Annotated in this window: 17 protein-coding genes; 1 reads left to right on the top strand and 16 read right to left on the bottom strand. The window is 67.4% G+C overall.

Annotated elements, in window-relative coordinates:
• Positions 1-79 precede the first annotated feature (79 nt).
• Entirely contained in the window at positions 80-2,167 is a 2,088-nt protein-coding gene (gene flhA, locus ACTDI4_RS18935; protein WP_442842616.1) for a flagellar biosynthesis protein FlhA, read from the bottom strand.
• A 287-nt stretch (positions 2,168-2,454) separates the two neighbouring features.
• Here flhA and ACTDI4_RS18930 point away from each other — a divergent pair, with 287 nt between their 5' ends.
• Positions 2,455-4,167: a chloride channel protein gene (locus ACTDI4_RS18930; RefSeq protein WP_442843404.1), complete on the top strand. Its 1,713-nt coding sequence runs from the start codon at positions 2,455-2,457 to the stop codon at positions 4,165-4,167.
• A 25-nt stretch (positions 4,168-4,192) separates the two neighbouring features.
• Here the strand turns inward: ACTDI4_RS18930 and ACTDI4_RS18925 are convergent, their stop codons facing one another.
• The 15 genes from ACTDI4_RS18925 to fliF all read right to left on the bottom strand — a co-directional run bounded on the left by ACTDI4_RS18925 (position 4,193) and on the right by fliF (position 18,913).
• Positions 4,193-5,857 carry an MFS transporter gene (locus ACTDI4_RS18925; RefSeq protein ID WP_442842615.1) on the bottom strand — a complete coding sequence of 555 codons (1,665 nt, stop codon included), beginning with the start codon at positions 5,855-5,857 and terminating at the stop codon, positions 4,193-4,195.
• 115 nt (positions 5,858-5,972) lie between these two features.
• Positions 5,973-6,239 carry a flagellar biosynthesis protein FliQ gene (gene fliQ, locus ACTDI4_RS18920; RefSeq protein ID WP_442842614.1) on the bottom strand — a complete coding sequence of 89 codons (267 nt, stop codon included), beginning with the start codon at positions 6,237-6,239 and terminating at the stop codon, positions 5,973-5,975.
• Between the two features lie 11 nt (positions 6,240-6,250).
• Positions 6,251-6,658: a flagellar hook assembly protein FlgD gene (flgD, locus tag ACTDI4_RS18915; RefSeq protein WP_442842613.1), complete on the bottom strand. Its 408-nt coding sequence runs from the start codon at positions 6,656-6,658 to the stop codon at positions 6,251-6,253.
• Position 6,659: 1 nt separating this feature from the next.
• A complete protein-coding gene (gene flbT / locus ACTDI4_RS18910) occupies positions 6,660-7,103 on the bottom strand; it encodes a flagellar biosynthesis repressor FlbT (protein ID WP_442842612.1) in 444 nt (147 codons plus the stop codon).
• Positions 7,100-7,447, bottom strand: coding sequence for a flagellar biosynthesis regulator FlaF (gene flaF, locus ACTDI4_RS18905; RefSeq protein ID WP_442842611.1), 348 nt, complete (start codon positions 7,445-7,447; stop codon positions 7,100-7,102). The genes flbT and flaF overlap by 4 nt, the downstream gene beginning before the upstream one ends.
• Positions 7,448-7,466: 19 nt before the next feature.
• Positions 7,467-8,513: a flagellar hook-associated family protein gene (locus ACTDI4_RS18900; protein WP_442842610.1), complete on the bottom strand. Its 1,047-nt coding sequence runs from the start codon at positions 8,511-8,513 to the stop codon at positions 7,467-7,469.
• 4 nt (positions 8,514-8,517) lie between these two features.
• The gene (flgK, locus tag ACTDI4_RS18895; protein ID WP_442842609.1) at positions 8,518-9,951 is read right to left on the bottom strand and encodes a flagellar hook-associated protein FlgK; all 1,434 of its coding nucleotides are present in this window, start codon (positions 9,949-9,951) and stop codon (positions 8,518-8,520) included.
• Positions 9,952-10,015: 64 nt separating this feature from the next.
• Entirely contained in the window at positions 10,016-11,272 is a 1,257-nt protein-coding gene (locus ACTDI4_RS18890) for a flagellar hook protein FlgE (protein ID WP_442842608.1), read from the bottom strand.
• A gap of 85 nt (positions 11,273-11,357) precedes the next feature.
• On the bottom strand, positions 11,358-12,026 hold the full coding sequence (locus ACTDI4_RS18885; protein WP_442842607.1) for a response regulator transcription factor: 669 nt from the start codon (positions 12,024-12,026) through the stop codon (positions 11,358-11,360).
• Between the two features lie 212 nt (positions 12,027-12,238).
• Positions 12,239-12,826, bottom strand: a complete 588-nt coding sequence (locus ACTDI4_RS18880; RefSeq protein ID WP_442843403.1) for a transglycosylase SLT domain-containing protein — start codon at positions 12,824-12,826, stop codon at positions 12,239-12,241.
• Positions 12,759-14,048 carry a flagellar hook-length control protein FliK gene (gene fliK / locus ACTDI4_RS18875; RefSeq protein ID WP_442842606.1) on the bottom strand — a complete coding sequence of 430 codons (1,290 nt, stop codon included), beginning with the start codon at positions 14,046-14,048 and terminating at the stop codon, positions 12,759-12,761. Before fliK ends, ACTDI4_RS18880 begins: the two co-directional genes overlap by 68 nt.
• 35 nt (positions 14,049-14,083) lie before the next feature.
• A complete protein-coding gene (locus ACTDI4_RS18870) occupies positions 14,084-15,403 on the bottom strand; it encodes a chemotaxis protein MotC (protein ID WP_442842605.1) in 1,320 nt (439 codons plus the stop codon).
• Positions 15,403-16,674 carry a MotB family protein gene (locus ACTDI4_RS18865; RefSeq protein WP_442842604.1) on the bottom strand — a complete coding sequence of 424 codons (1,272 nt, stop codon included), beginning with the start codon at positions 16,672-16,674 and terminating at the stop codon, positions 15,403-15,405. Before ACTDI4_RS18865 ends, ACTDI4_RS18870 begins: the two co-directional genes overlap by 1 nt.
• Positions 16,671-17,285 carry a hypothetical protein gene (locus ACTDI4_RS18860; RefSeq protein ID WP_442843402.1) on the bottom strand — a complete coding sequence of 205 codons (615 nt, stop codon included), beginning with the start codon at positions 17,283-17,285 and terminating at the stop codon, positions 16,671-16,673. Before ACTDI4_RS18860 ends, ACTDI4_RS18865 begins: the two co-directional genes overlap by 4 nt.
• Positions 17,285-18,913 (bottom strand): flagellar basal-body MS-ring/collar protein FliF, encoded by a 1,629-nt coding sequence (gene fliF, locus ACTDI4_RS18855; protein WP_442842603.1) that lies wholly within the window; start codon positions 18,911-18,913, stop codon positions 17,285-17,287. The genes ACTDI4_RS18860 and fliF overlap by 1 nt, the downstream gene beginning before the upstream one ends.
• Between the last annotated feature and the right edge of the window lie 24 nt (positions 18,914-18,937).

Raw genomic sequence — 18,937 nt, 5'->3', positions numbered from 1 at the left:
AAGCAGGCGCCGACGCGGCAGAAGGCCAGGAACGCCGCCAGGATGACGTTCTGCGCGAGGCCGGAAAGCGCGCCGCCGGTCACGAGATGGTTCCGAGCACCCTGATCTCGACCCCCCTGGCGATCTCGACATGCGAAAGCACCGGCAGCGTGGCGAAAAGCCGCTCGACGATCATGCGCACATAGGGTCGCGCGTCGGGAGCGGTGACGAGCACGAAGCGCTCGCCGGCCTCCAGATGCTGGCGGATCGCCTTGCTCGCCTCCTGCCCGAATTCCTCGAGTTGGCGCGGGTCGATGTCGAACTCGCGCACCTCGCCCTTGGCGTCGCGCTTGAGGCTCTGGTGGAAGGCGAGGTCCCAGCGGTTGCCCAGCCGCAGCACCTTGAGCACGCCGCCCTCGGTCAGGTCGCCGCAGATCTGCTGGGCCATGCGGATGCGCACATGCTCCACGATCTGCTCGGTGCGGCGCACATGCGGCGCGATCTCGGCGATGGCCTCGATGATGAGATGCAGGTTGCGGATCGAAACGCGCTCGGCCAGAAGCAGCTTCAGCACCGCCTGCAGGCCCGGATAGGAGATGTGCGAGGAACAGATCTCGTCGGCCAGCTTGCGGTATTCGGGGTCCTGCCGCTCCAGCAACGCCTTCATGTCCTTGTAGGAAAGAAGCTGCGGCAGGTTGTTGCGGATCACCTCCGACAGGTGGGTCAACAGCACCGACATGTTGTCGGCGAAGGTGTACTGCTCGCGCTTCAGGTCTTCCGCGAAGGTCTCCATGACCGAATAGGCGCGCATGCCGAAGGCCGGCTCGCGCACCTCCTCGCCCGGGATATCGGGCAGGTCGCGGGTGCCCAGCAGCACCATCAGCTCGCCCACCCGCAACTCGTGCGAGGCCACCACGGTGCCGTGGATCTTGATCTGGTAGCTCTTGGGCGGAATGGCGAAGTCGTCGGCCAGCCGCACCTCCGGCACGACGAAGCCGTACTGGGTGGCGAACTTCTTGCGCATCTTGGCCATGCGGAAGGCAAGCTCCTGATGCGCCGTCACCAGCCGCGTGGAAAGCTGCTTGCCGATCAGAAGCTCGATCTCGGCCGTGGCCAGCGAGGCCTTGACCGAATTCTTCTCCTCCTCGACCTTGGCCATCGCCTCCTTTGCCTTCATCTCCTGCTCTTCGGCGACGCGGCGGTTATGGCGCATCGGGATGATGTAGCCGAGGCCCGCCATGGCGCCGGCCAGCGTCATGAAGGGAAACATCGGCAGACCGGGCACCAGGCCCAGCACCGCCAGCAGCGCGGCGGCCACGTAGAGCGCGCGCGGATAGGCGCCGAGCTGGCCGAAAACGGCCTGGTCGGCCGAGCCGCGCGTGCCGCCCTTCGAGACCAGCAGGCCGGCGGCCAGAGAAACGATCAGCGCCGGGATCTGGGTGACCAGGCCGTCGCCGACCGACAGCTTGATGAACACGTCCGCCGCCTCGCCCATGCCCATGCCGTGGCGCAGGTAGCCGATGGCGATGCCGCCGACGATGTTGATGGCGGTGATGATGAGGCCGGCGATGGCATCGCCGCGCACGAATTTGGAGGCGCCGTCCATGGAGCCGAAGAAGGAGGATTCCTCCTCCAGTTCACGGCGGCGCGCCTGCGCGGTCTTGTCGTCGATCATGCCCGCCGACAGGTCGGCGTCGATCGACATCTGCTTGCCGGGAATGGCGTCCAGCGTGAAGCGGGCGCCGACTTCGGCGATGCGGGTGGCGCCCTTGGTGATGACGATGAAATTCACCACGATGAGGATCAGGAACACGATCAGGCCGATGACGAAATCGCTCGACATAACCAGCTTGGAAAAGCCGGAGATGACGTAGCCGGCCGCGTGCGTGCCCTCGTTGCCGTGCGACAGGATCATGCGGGTCGTGGCGATGTTGAGCGACAGCCGCAGCATGGTGGCGATCAGCAGCACGGTCGGGAAGGAGGAGAAATCCAGCGGGCGCTGGATCCACAGCGCCACCATGAGGATCAGCACCGAAAGCGCGATGGAGAAGGCGAGGCCGACGTCGATCATGAAGGCGGGGATCGGCAGGAACAGCACAGCCAGGATGACGACGATGCCGAGCGCGAAGAAGACGTCGCGGCCATTGCGCGGGGTCGCGCCCGTGGAAATACCGTCGCTGATGGCCATCCTGTCCCCGCGCATGCCTTGCCGGCGCCGCCGTGACGCCAGGGCGCCAACCTAGCTGGCCAAGCTTGCGCGAGGATTGGGCTGGGACGCGCAAGCCCGCGCACACGGAGCGGCCGGCGTTGCCGCAAGTGTGAGCAGGCTGCCGTTGTCATGCCACATTGCGCACTGTATCAGGCGCAATCGATTTCCACGCCGCCCTCACGTCCGCGAGCCGCCCGTTGCTGTCGCCCGACAAACTGCCTGTCCATGCCCGCCGGGCCCGAGCGCTGCTCGTGCGCTATCTGCCGATGCTGGAAGCGCGCGGCATCGTGGTGGTGCTGCTGGCCGCGCTGGTCGGCACCGTTTCGGGGATGCTGGTGACGGCGATGAGCCAGGCCGTGCAGTGGCTGCACTGGCTGCTGTTCGGCCTTCCGCCGGGCGCGCGGCTGTCGGCGATGTTCTCGCTGAGCAGCCCCGTCCAGGCGGCGATGCCGGCCATCGGCGGCATCCTGCTCGGCCTCACCTTCATCTGGCTGCGCAAGCACCGGTTCCGCACGCCGGTGGACCCGATCGAGGCCAATGCGCTCTATGGCGGGCGCATGTCGCTGACCGACACGGCCATCATCACCGTGCAGACCATGATCTCCAGCGGCTTCGGCGCGTCGGTGGGCCTGGAGGCGGGCTATACGCAGGTAGGCTCCGGCCTGGCCTCGCGGCTGGCGCGCCTGCTCAGGCTGCGGCGCAACGACGTGCGCGTGCTGGTGGGCTGCGGCGCCGCCGGCGCCATAGCGGCGGCGTTCGATGCGCCGCTGACGGGTGCCTTCTACGGCTTCGAGCTGATCATCGGCATCTATTCCATCGCCAATCTGGCGCCGGTGATGACGGCGGCTATCTGCGCCTCGCTCAGCGCGGAATTTTTCGGCGGCGTGCCCTTTCCCCTCGAGTTGGCCGGCCTGCCGCAACTGACGGCGAGCCAGTACCTGCCCTTCATCCTGCTCGGCCTGCTGGGCGGAGCCGTCTCCATCGCCATCATGCAACTGGTCACGCTGGTGGAACGCCTCTTTGCCGGCCTTTCGATCGATTCCTCGCTCAGGCCGGTCATCGGCGGCTGCGCCGTCGGCCTGCTCGGCCTCATCACGCCGCAGGTCCTTTCCAGCGGGCACGGCGCGCTGCACCGCGAGTTCGCCATGAATTACGGCCTCGGCGTCGTCGCCAGCGTGTTCCTGCTGAAGCTGGCCGCCTCGGCGATCTCGCTCGGCTCGGGCTTTCGCGGCGGCCTGTTCTTCGCCTCCCTGTTCCTTGGGGCGCTGCTCGGCAAGATCTTTGCCGGCGCAATGGCCTTCGTGTCGCCCGCAACCGGCATCGATCCGGCAGTCGCAGCCGTGGTGGGCATGACCTCGCTGGCGGTCGGCGTGGTCGGCGGGCCGCTGACCATGACGTTCCTGGCGCTGGAATCGACGCGCGACCTGACGCTGACGGGCGTGGTGCTGACGGCTTCCATCATGGCCGCGATGCTGGTGCGCGAGACCTTCGGCTACTCGTTCTCGACCTGGCGCTTCCATCTGCGCGGCGAGACCATCCGCAGCGCGCAGGACATCGGCTGGATGCGCAGTCTCACCGTCGGCCTGATGATGCGCAAGGACGTGCGCATGGTCGACGCCTCCATGACGCTGGCCGAGTTCCGCGAGCAGGTGCCGCTGGGCTCGGCCCAGCGCATCGTGGCGCTGGATGCCGAGGGCCGCTATGCCGGCATGCTGATCGTGGCCGAACTCCACAGCGAGCCGGCCGAGCCCGGAAGCACGGTGCTCACGCTGGCGCGGTTCAAGGATGCGGTGCTGGTGCCGGCCATGAACGTGCAGTCGGCGGCCGAGACGTTCCGGCGCGCCGGGGCGGAGGAACTGGCGGTGGTGGAGGATTTCGACGACCGCGTCGTGGTCGGCCTGCTCACCGAAGGCCACCTGCTGCGGCGCTACGCGGAAGAACTGGACAAGGCCAGGCGGGACCTTTCCGGCGAAGGGTGACCGGCGCGCCTCGTCGCTGGTGCGATCAATGATCGGCGGCGCCCTTGTGCGGGGCAAGCGAGCCGGCCACAGTGGTTGGGCGCTCGATCATGCGGCGCACGCGCGGCCGTTCCGGCCCGACATGCAGCGCGCGGATGCGCTCGGTGATGGCGGCATCGGCGTGGGTGGCGCGCTTGTTGTGGCGGATATAATCCAGCCATGTCGGCGTGTGATAGCTCTCCATCCACAGTTCCGGGTGTTCCAGGTCGCGGGCCAGCACCCAGTTGCGCGCGCCGTCGCGGCGGCGGATGCGCCCGCGCTCTGCCATCACCTTGAGGAATTCGGGCACGTCCTCCTCGCGCACCTGGTATTCGATCATGATGGCGATGGGGCCGCTGCGCGGCCTCAGGTCCAGTGCCAGCATCGGCTCGCGCCAGCGGTCGAGCGGGTCCAGATTGGGCGCCATGTGGCGCGGCAGGGGCAGGACGATGCCGATCGCACCGCCGGCCAGCATGGCCAGGCTCGACGCCATCAGCGCCACGTCGGCGCCGTGGACGTCGGCCACAACGCCCCAGATCCAGCTTCCGAGCGCGATGCCGCCGAAGGTGGCGGTCTGGTAGATCGACAAAACGCGTCCCACCACCCAGCGCGGGGTCGACATCTGGACGGTGACGTTGAAGTGGGAGAGCGCAAGCACCCAGCAGGCGCCGCCGACGACGAGGCCGAGCGAGGTCTGCCAGGCCTGGGAACTCACGGCCGCGACGAAGCCGCACAGCGCAAAGCCTGCAAAGGCCCAGCGCACCATGACCTCGCTCGTCAGGATTTGGCGCAGGCGCACGCTGGCGAGGGCCCCGCCGACCGCGCCAACCCCGAAGGCGCCCAGCATGACGCCGTAGGTCAGCGCTCCGCCATGCACGAGATCGCGCGCCACCAGAGGCAGCAGCGCCAGCACGGCGCCGGCGGTGCAGCCGAAGACGGCGGCGCGCACCAGCACCTTGCCGATGTCGGGCGACATGGCGACATAGCGCAGGCCGGCGCCCATGGCCGGCCCCAGGGCCTCGCGCGGCAGGCCGGAGGGCGGCTCCTGGCGCTTCCAGCGGGACAGCACGACGATCAGTCCGATATAGCTCAGCGCGTTGACCGCGAAGGCCGCCGCCGCCCCGGCCGCGGCGACGATGATGCCGCCGATGGCCGGCCCGACGCTTCGCGTCAGGTTGAAGCCCATCGAGTTCAGCGCCACGGCGGCCGGCACCTTGCGGCGCGGCACCATGTCGCCCACGGAAGCCTGCCAGGAGGGGCTGTTCAGCGCGGTGCCGCTGTCGATCAGGAAGGTGAAGGCCAGCAGCGTCCACGGCGTTATCAGGTCGTACCAGGTGAAGGCGGTCAGCAGCACCGAGGCGACCAGCATGAAGGTCTGCGCCACCAGCATGACCTTGCGGCGGTCGAAGGAATCGGCGATCGCGCCGGCGACCAGGGCAAAAAGCATGATCGGCAGGGTGGTCGAGGCCTGCACCAGCGCGACCTGAATCGAGGAGGTCGCGATGGTGGTCATCATCCACGCCGCGCCGACCCCCTGGATCAATCCGCCCAGGCTCGAAACCAGGTTGGCCGACCAGACCGCGCGAAAGATGGGGTGCTGGAACGGCGCCAGCGCGGATGCGCGCTCGACCTCCGGCTCGTCCTCGATCATCGGCTCGCTGTCGTGCGCCATTCCCTTCCTCGCAAATCATCGCCGCCGCAATGCTTGCCGACAAACTAGCCGAGCAGGGAAAAAACGCGAACGCCTTTTGCGCCCGACGCTGGTCCACCAGCGCTCGAGGACAGGATCAGAAGCCGGTTTCGATGCGCTCGAAAATGACGTTGGTGAAAGAGGATATCTGGCCGCCGATGAACGGTCCCGTCAGCGCCAGCACGAGCATGATGGCGACGATCTTGGGCACGAAGGTGAGCGTGATCTCCTGCACCTGGGTGAGCGCCTGGACGAGCGCGATGCCGATGCCGACGATCATGGCGACAAGCACGACCGGCGCGGATGCGGACAGCACGGTCCACACCGCGAACTGGGCTATGTCGAGGGCATCGGCCTCGTTCACGGAAGCGGCTTTTAGCTTTCGGCCGAACGCAGGGTCAGGCCGGGCACGACCGGAACCTCGGTCCCGTCGTCCAGAACCGCGATCAGCCCGTCGCTGGCAAGACGCACCTCCTTGACGGTGCCGGTGACGCTGCCGTCGGCCGAACTGATCGAGCGGCCGATCAGCGTGTCGGCCTGGGCCAGCGCCGAGGATTGCAGGATGCTGTCCAGCTTGGAATTGGTCTGCATGGCCTGCTCGACCTGAGAGAAGGTGGCGAGCTGGGCGACATATTGGGTCGAATCCATCGGCTGGGTCGGATCCTGGTTCTTCATCTCGGCGATGAGGAGTTTCAGGAAGGACTGGTAGTCGACCGAGGTCTTGGACTTGGCGGTGGCCTGGTTGGCACCGGCGGGTATGGAGGTCGTCATGTCCACGTTCATGTCAGTTCACTCCCATGGCGGCCGGACGCGGGGCGCCCTCTTCGTCGAGGTCGCTGGTATCGAGCGCGATCCGTTCGAGCGGATATAGCGAGCGGATCGTCTTCAGCGCCTCGTAGACGTGATCCTCGCCGACCATGCGGTCGACCTGCTTGAGCCCGGCGCGGATGCGCTCGTCCTCGAAGCTGGCCAGCATCAGCGGCAGCGAGCGGCGGAACATGGCGCGAGCCTCGTCGGCGCCCTGCGGATTCATCAGCATCACCTGCAGGATGAAATAGAGCTGCCTGAGCGGAGTGCGGGCGTCCTCCGCCTGCAGCACGTGGCCTTCGAGCAGGAACTGCACGTCGTTCAGCAGCTCGATGCTGACCTTGCGGTCCACGCGGATCACCGCGCCGTTGAGGTAGATCTTCTCGTTCGGCTTCAGCGAGAGCCTGAGCGTGTTCTTCATCGAATGCCGTCCCGGATGATCTGGGACACTTCGATCAGCCCTTCGAAGCTGTCCGAGCGGCCCTGGCGTATGTCCTCGGCCTCGCGCAGCAGCCACAGGCCGATGGAGATGAGATTGGCGCGAAGTTCCTTGGGCAGCCCGTTCTCGCTCGAACCGAGATCGTCCAGCAGGTTCGTCCACAGGCGATTGGTGAAATGCAAGGCCTCCACGGCCGTCGAGGAGCGGGAGCCGGCTTCCGCCGCCGCCGTCAGCAGGTCGATGGAGCGGCTCAGAAGCTGGCGCTCCCTGTCCTTGGCCTCCGCCGCGGAGTCGACCTGGATGTCGGAATAGGAGAATTGATACATCGCCGTTCGGTTTCGCCACTCAGGTCAGGAAGTTGAGCAGGCTGAGCTGCTGGATGCGCGCGGTGAGCGCGTAGGACGTCTGGATGTGCGCCACGAGATCGTTGACGCGATTGGCCGCCTCGTATCCATCCACGCCCTCCAGGTCGAGAATGTGCCGATTGAACAGATCGATCTGCATGTTCATGCGGTCGCTGGCGTCCGATACGCGCTTCTCGATGATGCCGGTCTGAGCCTGTGTCTGGGTAAGGTCGCTGACCGCCTCGCCCGCCAGGGAAAGGGCTCGCTGCGCCACCGCCTGCCTGGCGCCGTCACTGAGATTGGCATCGAAGAGGTCGGAAACGATGGCCGCTGCCATGGCCAGCTTGCGCACGCCGTCAATGTTGGCGCTGACCGAAGTCTGGCTCGTGTCGCTGAGCGCGATGCGGCTGGTGATGGTCTGGTCGGTGGCGCTCGACCAGTTCGTCCAGTCCGCGCCGAGGAACTGATCCGTCACGCTCGGGTCGTTGAGGAAATCGGTCATCTGGGCAGCCGTGATGTTGGCGGCCTGGAGATCGGTCTGCGAAAAGGTGAAAAAGTTGGTGAACGCCGTTTCGAACGCGATCTTGGCGGCCGACGTTGCGGAGAAGTCGGCCAACGGTTTCGTGTCGGTGTTGATGCCGGCAAACAGATATTCGCCGTTCACGCTGGTGTTGAGGATCGACGTCAGCGACTGCAGCGTCGCCGTGCCCGTATCGCGCACCGTGGTCGCTGCGGCATCGCCCGAGATCGCCGTGGTCAGCACCGACATCAGGTTCTGCGCGAAGTCGGAAAGGTTGCCCAGCGCGGCCTGGGTCGAGGACAGACGCGAAGTCACCAGCGCGTTGGAATCGACGATGCCCTGCAGGCGGTCGATGTCGCGGTGGAAGTTGATGGACTGGGCGGAGCGCGCGCCGAGCGCCAGTCCGAGGTCCGCCACTCTGGACGTGTCCATTTCCTTCATGGCCTTGACAAGGTCCACCTGCATGCGCGCGTTCGAATAGCGTAGCGCGTTGGAGATGGCGGCGGAAGAAACGGATACGGCTTTCATGGCCTTAGCGAACTGCCTCCAGAAGTGAATCCAGCATCTGGTTCACCGTGTTCAAAACCCGGGCGGAAGCCTGGTAGGCGTGCTCAAGGTCGAGCAGCAGCGCCAATTCGTTGTCGACATTCACGCCGGTGTCGTTGGACAGCGCCTCGGCCGTGCGGGCGGCCAGCGCTTCCTTGTTGTCGGCGGCGACCTGCGCGCGCTGGCGCACGCCCTCGAACCAGCCGATGGCGTTGGCGGAATAGGAGGTAACGCTGGAGGTCACCGTGATGCCGGCCGAGGGCGCGAAATCCATCGGCTCGTCCAGCCGCTCGCTATAGGCGATCAGCAGGTCGGCATAGGAAGACCCGTCGCTGTTGACCACGTAGGCGGCGCCGTTGATGCCGCCGTCTCGCAGCAGGGAGGGATTGTTCGCCACGGCAGCGTTGACGCGGATCTGGCCGGCGAGGCCGTCGACCAGTGTCCCCGAGGTGGGGATCGCCGGTGCGCCGGACCAGGTGAACAAGCCGGCCGCATCGGGCGGATCGCCTTCGGCGAAGGCGGTGATGAGCCCGCGGGCGATCTCGTCCAACTGCGCCTGCATGGTGGAGGCGACGCCGTCGCGGAGCTGGAGCATGCCGGCAAGCTTGCCGTTGGCCTCGGCGTTGTTGGCCGGTCCCGCCGAAAGCGGCACGTTGTCGATATAGATGGTGTTGCCCTGTGCGCCGGCCGCATAGCCGGAGGAAGGCGTGAAGCTCACCGTGCGCGGCACGGTTTCGAACAGCATCGTGCCGTCGCCCGTGGTGATGACCATGTCGTTGTCGCCGCGCGTGAAGGTGGAGACCGGCACATATTCGGCGATCTTCTTCAGGATGGCGTCGCGTTGGTCGAGCGCGTCGGAGACGTCGGTGCCTGCGCGGGTGCCGTTGACGACGGCGCGGTTGGCGGCCTCGAACTGGCCGAGCAGGTTGTTGAGCTCGCCGACCGCCGTCGCAATCTCACCGTCGGTCTGTGTGCGGAAGTCCTGGAGAGCTTGCGTGCCGTCATTGAGCGTGCGCACGACCTGCTGCGCGGCCACGATCACGCTTTGGCCCAGGCTCTGATTGGACGGCGAGGTTGCGTAGAACTGCAGCGCCTGCTGCAGCGCCCCGATCGCGGTCGAGGCGGAGGCGGAATTGTCGGCGCCGTTGACGGCCAGCTGCAGCCTGTCCATGCCGCTCGACAGTGTGCTCTGGCCGCTCCATGCCGAAAGAGCGGCGACGTATTGGCGGAACAACTGCTCGTTGGCGCTGCGCTGGATCTCCACCACGCGCGCGCCCGGGGCCATGCTTGCGACGACCGCCACGCGGCGCGCATAGTCCGGATCGTGTGCGTCCGAGACGTTGCGGGACACGACGCTGGTCTGCAGCGACGTGGCTCGCAACGACGACTGGGCGATGTTCAGTGCGGTGCTCAGAGACATGCGCGGCTTCCGGATATGATGACCGTCGGCCGGCACCCGCGGGGCCGGCCGCGATGACGGCTATTCATCTCTTCAGGTTGACAAGGACATCCATCAGGTCGGCGCCCGTCTGGAAGACCTTGGAATTGGCGGTGTAGCTGCGCTGGGCAGCGATCATGTTTGTCAATTCCTCGGCGATGTTGACGTTGGAGCTTTCCAGCGCGCCGGAGACGACGCTGCCGAGACCGCCCTCATTCGCGAAGCCGATGCGTACCTGCCCGGAGTCCGGGCTCTGCACGTAGACGTTGCCCGGCAAGGCGGTAAGCCGATCGGGGCTCGGAACCGTGGCGAGCGCGATCTTGTAGAGCGCTGCCGAAGAGCCATCGGCGTAGAGAGCATAGACGGTGCCGTCCTTGCCGATCTGGACCTTGTCGATGGTGCTGGGCCCGTTGCCGTTCACCCTGGCATCGGTGACCGTGAAGCCGGTGCCGAGCTGGGTGAGACGCGAGAGATCCAGCGTGAAACCGGTTGCGCCGTTGGGAACGTCGAGCGTCACTTCGGCAGTGCCAGTGATCTTGCCGGTCGTACCGTCAAAATTAAGAGTAGTAGAGCCCAATAAGCCGCCGGTGTCGTAAGGGAAGGAGGCTCCTGCCGCTGCCTTGGACTGGTCGAAGACAGCCACTTCCCAAGTGTTGTCGGCGGTCTTGGTGTAATAGACGTCGAGCAGCAGCTTGTTGCCGAGATTGTCATAGACGACCAGCGAGGACTTGTTGGTGTATTCGGCGGCGGTGCCGTTGGCAGATGGCAGGTTGGCCGTGACCGCGTCCGCACCCGACGGCAGGTTTCCAAGATAGTAACCCTGGGTGCTCGCGTTTGCGGTCATGTCCTGGGCGTCGATGGTGATCGGCACCAGTCCTTCGAAGCCGTTGGCGGTCGCTGAGGGGATGCCGTTGGCGTAGCTGTAGCCCATGAGCTGGTAGCCGGCAGCGTTGACCAGCCGACCCTGGGCGTCGGGCACGAAGGAGCCTGCACGGGTGAGAACCGGCGTGCCGTTGGCGTCCTGCACGATGAAGAAGCCGTCTCCGTCGATGGCTAGGTCGGAAGCCGAGGTCGTGTATTGCAGAACACCCTGGGCGCTGATGCTGGAGCGCACCGTGGTGTTGACGCCGCCGGAATTGTAGGCGCTGCCGGCAGAAGGCATCAGCAGCGTGGAAAATTCCACGGAAGAGCGCTTGTAACCGGTCGTATCCGAGTTCGCGATGTTGTCGGCCACCGTCGACAGGCGGTTCGCCTGTGCGTTCATACCGGAAATCCCGGTCCGCATCATGCCATACAAGCTCATCGGATTACCCCTTCATTGCCCATGCGTGCGGCGAGCGTAGCGGCTGTGTCTTGCGCGAGGCTGGTGCGGATGGCGCCGGCGCGCATCACACGACCAGCCGGTAGCCGAGGAAGCGCTTGGAATCGATCGGGTCGTGGCCGAGGCGCTCGCGCAGCTTCTTGCGCAGCTTGGAGATGTGGCTTTCGACCACGTTCTCCTCGATGTCCTCGTCGAAGATGCCGTAGATGGCGTTGAACACCTGGGTCTTGGTGACCCGCCGGCCCAGATTGTCCGCCAGGAATTCCAGGATGCGGCGCTCGCGGCGCGGCAGCGGCAGCGGCTCGCCGTTGATTTCGGGGTCGCGGCCGTCGAGGAAGATGCGCATGGCGCCGATCTCGGTAAAGGCCACTTCCTCCTGCGCGCGGCGGCGGATGGCGGTGATGCGGGCCAGGATCTCGCGGATATGCACCGGCTTGCGGACGACGTCGTCCACGCCGGATTCGAATAGGCGCAGGGTGTTCTCCAGCGAGTTCTGCTCGCTGAGCGCGATCACCGGAGCACCCGTGCGGTCGCGGATCTGGCGCGGCGATACGGTGCCCTCCCGGCAGTCGCCGATCAGGAAGGCGCGAACCGACTTCAGATCCTCTTCGGCCGCGCTCGACACCCATTCGTCGAAGGCGGACGGCGCAAAGCCCGCGCTCGCCACGCCTTCCCTGTCGAAAAGGGAGTTGAAACCTTCCGTTACAAGCTCGCGCTCGTCAACGATCACGATCATCGGCCCGCCCTCCGAATCAATGCATCTGCCCCGTGGGGAAAGGGGTATCCGCTGGCGGGAATCGTTAACAACCGTTAATTCTTGTAGCCGATTTCTTGGGAGTCACGCATCGCCATGGTTGCAACGCGCGCGGCCGGGACGCGACAGTCGGTTCCCGACGGGGGCGACCGCAATCGTTCGGAGGGACCGAAGCGCCTGCAGGCGCACGGCATCTAGGGGTTGCAGAAGGCGCGGGCGTTGGGCGTCCATCTGCCGAACCCCACCGCCACCATATTGCTGATGACGCGGCAGACATAGACCTTCTGGGCGGGGTCGTTGTCGGGACCGGCATGGTAGCGGGCGACCGCCATCGACCAGGTCTGGTGGCGGGCGTGCAGGCTGGCCAGGAAGCGGGCGGCGTAGTCGACGTTGCGATGCGGGTCCAGCATGTCGGCGACATTGCGGAAGTGGCCGGAATGATAGTGATGGTTGATTTGCATGCAGCCGAGGTCGATCAGCGAGCGGCCTTCGCGGCGCGCGTTCTCGAATGCGGCAACCGCCGCTGTCCGGCTTGCGGGGAAGACAGCTTTCCCCTCTATATTCAATGCGTTGGGCTGAAGGCTGCCCTTCTTGCCGGTTTCGGTCAGGCCGACGGCATATAGGATGCCGGCCGGGATGCCGTAGCGATCCGCGGCTCGCAGTATCTCGGCTTCACAGGGATTGGCCGCCGCCAGCGCAGCGCCCGCGGCAAGGCTAGATAAACAGGCCGCCGCCAGCACGCTCGCGAATCTGCGGCGCAGTGCGGCCGCCGTCCTGCCCATCGTCATGGCGCTCGCCTCTCCATTGCTGACCTTCCGCTCCGGCACCGCCGCCATTGCTTCCCGCCTGGAAGGAAGGCTGGTCGCGGCCGGGTTGCATGCCGGCATGGCCGGCCGCATCCGTACGCGCCGCCGGCGCCGCCGCCAGTGATGGTTGCAGGACCGTGACCCTGTCGATGTCGAAGCCGAGGCCGCGCAGCGACTTGACGATCGCCTCCGAATCCGCCGACAGCTTGCGGTAGGCCTCGTGGGTTTCCGGCCGCACTTCAATCGACAGTTGCTGTCCCGCCATGCGCAGGCTGGCCGTCACCGAGCCAAGCTCGGCAGGATGCAATTCTATCTTCAGGGCGTGTGCCGGAGAGGTCACGGTAGCGGCCGGTTGCAGGGCCGTTGCGGAGGCGGCCGCTGCCTGTCGCCAGCCCGGATCAGAGGTCATGGCGCCCACGAGCTGCGAGGCGGTGCGGCTGAGCGCATAGGGGGCCGGTGCAGGAAAGCTCTGCTCGGCCACCACATTGGCCTGCTGCAAGGCGGCGGCCCGCGTGGCCGGGGCGAGGCGGACGGCACCGCGCTGCAGCGGCGCGGCTTCGTCGGGCGATCCGGCCTGCCCGGACGGAGAGCCGGGTACTTCGGAGACGGCCTGCACCTGCGGCCTGACCGTGTCCATCCCCGGAAGGACCGGGCCGCGCCCGATGCCGCTCTGCAACATGCCGGGCCCAACCGCCTGCCTGTCCTGCGGCGAGGTTCTGGCAGCAGCATCGGCGTCCTGCACCCCGGCCGTGTCAGGGCGGGTCCGCTGCGTTTCCGCCCGGTCGCGGCGGGCCGGGCCTTGTGCGGTCGCCGCCGGCTGGCTCTGACCCATCGCCCCCTGGGCCAGCAACGCCATCGTCGCCGCCGTGGCGTCGGCATTGCCGTCCGGCGCCGGCACCTGGGCCGCCGTCTCGTCATTCGCGTCCGCTGCTTTTTCGTCTTCCGCTGCCTCCGGATGCCGCGGCAGGCGTTGCAGCGCGCTCATCAAGGGAAAGCGGTCCCGCAGCGGGGCGTCGCCCGCGGTCCGGTCAGCCCGGCTGCGGACGGGAGCGGCCTGCGCCGCCCCGGCGTCTTCGTCATCGGCTGGGGCAGGCTCGGCATCCTTGCCCCGCGTTTCTCTGCCGGCCAGCATCTCGCCGAAGGCGGATGCGTCGTCGGCCTCGCCTGCGGAGGCGCGAGGCGCCGCCTTGCTCGCCATGCCTGTCTCGGGAATGTTCGGACCCACGATCGTCGTCATTGAGGTGATGCTCCCAGCATCCGGTCGATGGTTTCGAGCTTGCGCCGCGCGTCGGCGATCGCGTTGTCGGTGGCGTCGCCGGCCGTTTCCGCAACGGCGGGCGTGTCTGCCCGCGGGGGCGGCGAGGCCGCGATCGGGGCCGCCTGCGGCCCGGGTGAGACGCCAATGGCCGGCTGTTCCGCCACCGCGCCTTCGACCGGCGGCAGGCCGGCATCGTCGGGCGGATCGCCCCGCCGGCTCGCGGCCGCACCGGACGGCTCGATCGGCGGGGCGATGACCTCGTGGGTTACGGCCCGGGCGGCGTCGAGCAGCGAGCGGTCGTTCTCGGAAAGCCGGTTGCGGTCGATGCCGTCCAGCCGCTCCTGCACCGCGCCGATATTGTCGGAGGTAAGGATGGAAAGGCTGGCATAGAGCTGCGCGCGAGGGTCGTCCGGATCGTCCTCGCCGGCGCCTTCGGCCCTTGCCGAGGCGAATGTCGACAGATCGGTCAGCCCGTCGATGGCGGCGCGCCGCGCGATACGCAGATAGATCACCTTCTCGCGCTCGGGGTCCATCATCGAGGTGATGTCGGCGAGCCTGCCCAGGTCGATCGCCGGGTGCAGCGCGACCGCCCCCGACACGAAGCTGTCCGCGAACTGGCTTGCATAGGGCGAATGCAGGAAACGCCCGACATACTGGGTGGAGGCCAGGAGAAAGCGGTCGGCATCGCCGTTGAGCGCCGCGATCCGGATCGAACGGCGCAGCGCGGCTTCCTCGACCAGCGTTCCCGGGCTGAGCAGCCGGGCCTTGTCGAACAGGGACAGCGCTTCGGCGGGCTCTTCAGTTGCGAGCAGCGAGCCCTTGATCAGAGCAGTGAAGGCGCCGAGTTCCTCGGGCAGGCTCATCGGATCCACGTCGCGCAAGGCCGCCACCGCACCGGCCGGGTCGCCGCTCAGATAGGAAACGACGCCCTGGAAGACCGCCTGGTTAGCGGGGTCCAGCTCGACGCGGGCGACCGCGGCCTGGACGGTTGCCGGGTTGCCGCCGCTCATGCCGTAGACCAGAAGGGCACGCAGGTTGAGGGGCTGGTCGAGCTCGTCCGGCCCCGCGCCTCGAAAGCGGGCATCGGCAAGCTCCAGCAGCTTGGCCTGCATCGGCAGCGCGGCATGGTCGCCGGCCGCGAGCCGGTCCTGCACCAGTTGCAGGGAGCGCACGAGCTGATAGGGCTGCAGCGGCTCCGCGGCCCGGACGCCCCCCGCCGCCGAAAGCGCGGCCACGAGCGCGGCCAGCCCTGCAGCGCGGACTCCGGCGGCGGAGGCCCGGGCAGGGCGCCTCATCACTGCGCCTCCAGCAGGATCTCGATGCGGCGATTCACGGCGGCGAGCGGGTCGGCGGCGTCCTTCGGCTGCCGGTCGGCAAAGCCGGCGACCTCCGCGATGCGATGTTCGTCGACGCCGCTGCGCACCAGCATGTAATAGGCGGCATGGGCGCGCGCGGTGGAAAGTCGCCAGTTGTCGTATGTCTCGCTGCGGAACGGGCGCGCGTCGGTGTGGCCCTGGATGGTGAGCTTGCCCTTCTGGCCGTTGACGATACGGCCGATCTTGTCCATGGCCAGAACCAGGGCGCGGCTGGGCAGCGCCGAGCCGATCTCGAACATGCCGAAGTCGAACTGGTCCGTGATGGAGATGACCACGCCCTTGTCCGTGGCCTCGACCGAGATGCCCGGGCCGGTCTTGTCGTCACCCTTGAAGCTTTGGGCAAGCTCGGCCTTGATCGCCGCTGCCGCCTTCTGTGCCGCCGGGCTCGCTGCCTCCCCGGCCGGCGCGGGCGCGTCGGCCGCAGGCGGGGCGGTCCTGGCGCCGTCTGCCAACGGCTCCAGCGGAATGTGCTCCAGGGCCGGCGCAGCGGCGGGTTGGGGCGCCTTTACCGGCGGCGCCGATGTCTCGGCCGTCTTTTCGTCCGGCTTCGGCGGCTCGCCATCGATCTTCGCACGCTCGGCGCTGGCTTCCGCCAGGGGCTCGGCCATCTGCTGCGACCAGAAGTCGGGCGCGAACGGGTCGCGATAGGACTCGCCGCCGGAAGCGCCTGTGGCAGGCCCTGCCTTCTGCACGCCGCCCTCGCCGCGCAGGCTGACATTCTGCATCGTGCCGGTCTCGGCGGCGATCTCGGCCAGAACCGCATAGGGATCGGCGAAGAGACGCTCCTCCGCGCCGATCGCCTGTTTCACCGGCGTGGCCTTTTCGTTGCCGTCCTGGGCCTTGCCGGAATTGCCGCTGCTGTCCTGGCCTGTCTTGGGAGCCGGCCTTTGCGCCTCATGCGCGCTGGGGTCGGCATCGCTGGGGTCGTTGGCGGCATCCTGCAGGCCCTTGCGGCTGGAATCGCGGTCCGTCAGCGGCACCGGGTTGAAATAGCTGGCAAGGGCCGATTTGGTCTTGTCGTTGGCGGCGTTGATGAGCCACATGACCAGGAAAAAGCACATCATGGCGGTCATGAAGTCGGCGAAGGCGATCTTCCACACCCCGCCGTGATGGCCGTGATCGTCGTCGTCGCGGTTGCGGCGGACAATGATGATTTCCTGGCGGTGTTCGGTATCCTGGACCGCGCTCATGACAGCACCTCTGACAGGGCTGCCGCCCACTCGGACATGCGGGTTTCGAACACCGCATCATCGATCGACACCGTGAGATCGAGGCCCGGCGCCTCGGTGAAATGAAGCTGGGCGGTGCGCGCGCCCAACGCGGCCTTCAGCGGCTCGAACAGGAATTGCGGGCCGCTCACGCGTATGCCGACGGCTTCGGCATCGCCCAGGGCAGCGCCGATCGTGCCGGCGAGCGCCGCCAGCGAGCGGGCGCGCAGGTCGTCGCCGAGCACGCCGCCCAGCACGCGCGCCACCGCCTCCTCGGTCGAGGCGGTCAGGCGCGTCTCCATGGCGGCGATGCCGGCGGTGACCGCGGCGGCCATCTCGCCGCCGAGGCTCGCAAGCGATGCGGCGGCCGCATCCGCGTCAGCCTGCCGCTGGGCTTCCAGCGCCTCGGCATGCGCGGCCTCGAGGCGGGCGGCAAGCGCTTCCTCGGCTTGCTCCACGGCCCGGGCGACGAGCGCGTCGACGTCGGGCGGCGGTTCGGCCGTCGCGACCGGCTGCGGGGACGCAATTGGCTGGGCGCGGGCGGGATGTGCACCGAAATCCGGCAGCAGGTCGTAGAGCGAGGCGGTGCGCATCACGCGGCAGCTTCCTGGGCCGCCCATTTGCGCAGGATATGCGCCGTGCGCTCCTCATTGATGTCGACCATGCGGGCCAGCCGGTCCTGCGGCGCGGGCCGCAGCTTGCGGCGCAGATCGTCCAGCGGGGCGGGGCCGGCGCCGGGCAGGGCGGCCTGCGCCGCGCCTTCGGCCGCGTCCGGGGTGGGAAGCGAGCGCTGCACGTCGTCGAAGCTCGGGCCGGCAACCTCGGCGGGCTTCGGAGCCAGCGCCGCGGCCATCGGCCTGAGGCCGAAGAAGGCCACCAGGAACACCACCACGATGAAGGCGGCGGCATTGATGAGGCTGCCCGTATATTGGCCGACGGTTTCCAGAATGTTGGGGCCGGCCGCGGCCTGGCCGTCCAGCCCGTCGATGAACTCGACCGCCGACACCTCGATGACGTCGCCGCGCTTCTCGTCGAAGCCGGTGGCGGATGCGACCATCTTGCGGATTTCGGCGATGCGCTGGTCGACCTGCTCGGACGTGGCGTCCTGACCCAATACGGCCGCCAGCCGTCCCTTGTTGACCACCACGGCGATCGACATGCGGGTTACGGAATAGCCGTTGGAAACGGTGGCGATGCGCTTGGAATTGATCTCGTAGTTGGTGATCTCCTCCTTGCGGTCGTTCTGCGAGGAAGATTGCGGGCCGTCAGTGGCGGTCGCCTGGGCTTCGGGCAGGTTCTGCTCCACGGTGGCGGGGGTGGAGGCCTGCCTCTGGCTGTTGGCCTCGTTGGCGCGCACCGACTGCACCGAGCGCTCGACCCGCGATTCCGGATCGAAGATGGTCTCCTCGATCTGGCGCGTGTCGGTGTTGACGTCGGCCTTGACGCTGGCGCGGAAGTTTTCCGGGCCGAGATAGGCGGTCAGCGCGCGGCGGATGTTGTCGCCGATCTGGGCCTCCACGGTCTGCTCGACGCCGAGCGCGCGCGCGGCACTCGTGTTGGAAGGGTCGTCGCCGGCGGCCAGCAGGTTGCCGGCTGCGTCCAGCACCGTCACCTTGTCGGCCGACAGGCTGGGAACGGCCGCCGCCACGAGATGGCGGATGGACATGGCCGTCTTCTCGCCGTCGATGCCGGCATAGCGGATGACCACTGAGGCGGAGGGCTGCTGCTCGTCGCGGCGGAAATTGGCCCGTTCGGACATGACGATGTGCACGCGCGCGGCCTTGATGCCGGCCAGCGACTGGATGGTACGGGCGATCTCGCCCTCCAGCGCGCGCACGCGGGTGATCTGCTGCATGAAGGAGGTCAGGCCGAGCGAGCCGACATTGTCGAACAGCTCGTAGCCGGCATTGGCGCTGGTGGGCAGGCCCTTCTCGGCCAGGAGCATGCGCGCCTGTGCGGTCTTGCCGGCCGGCACCAGAACGCTGGTGCCGTCGGCGCCCACGTCGAAGTCGAGCCCGGCTTCGGAAAGCACCATGCCGATCTGGCTGACGTCGGATCGCTCCAGCCCGACATAGAGGGTCTCGTAGGCCGGCCTGTTGAGATAGACCGAGGCGACGCCGATAATGGCGATGACAAGTGCCGCCATGCCGCCGAGAATGGCGAGCCGCTTCGGGCCGAAGCCCTGGAGATTGATGATGATGGTCTTGATCTGTTCCGGCACGGATCGGAAGCTCCCGCATGACTG

It is taken from the genome of Mesorhizobium sp. PUT5, from assembly GCF_052216645.1.
In the GTDB taxonomy this organism is placed as follows: domain Bacteria; phylum Pseudomonadota; class Alphaproteobacteria; order Rhizobiales; family Rhizobiaceae; genus Mesorhizobium.
This window is presented reverse-complemented; position numbering and strand designations above follow the sequence as displayed.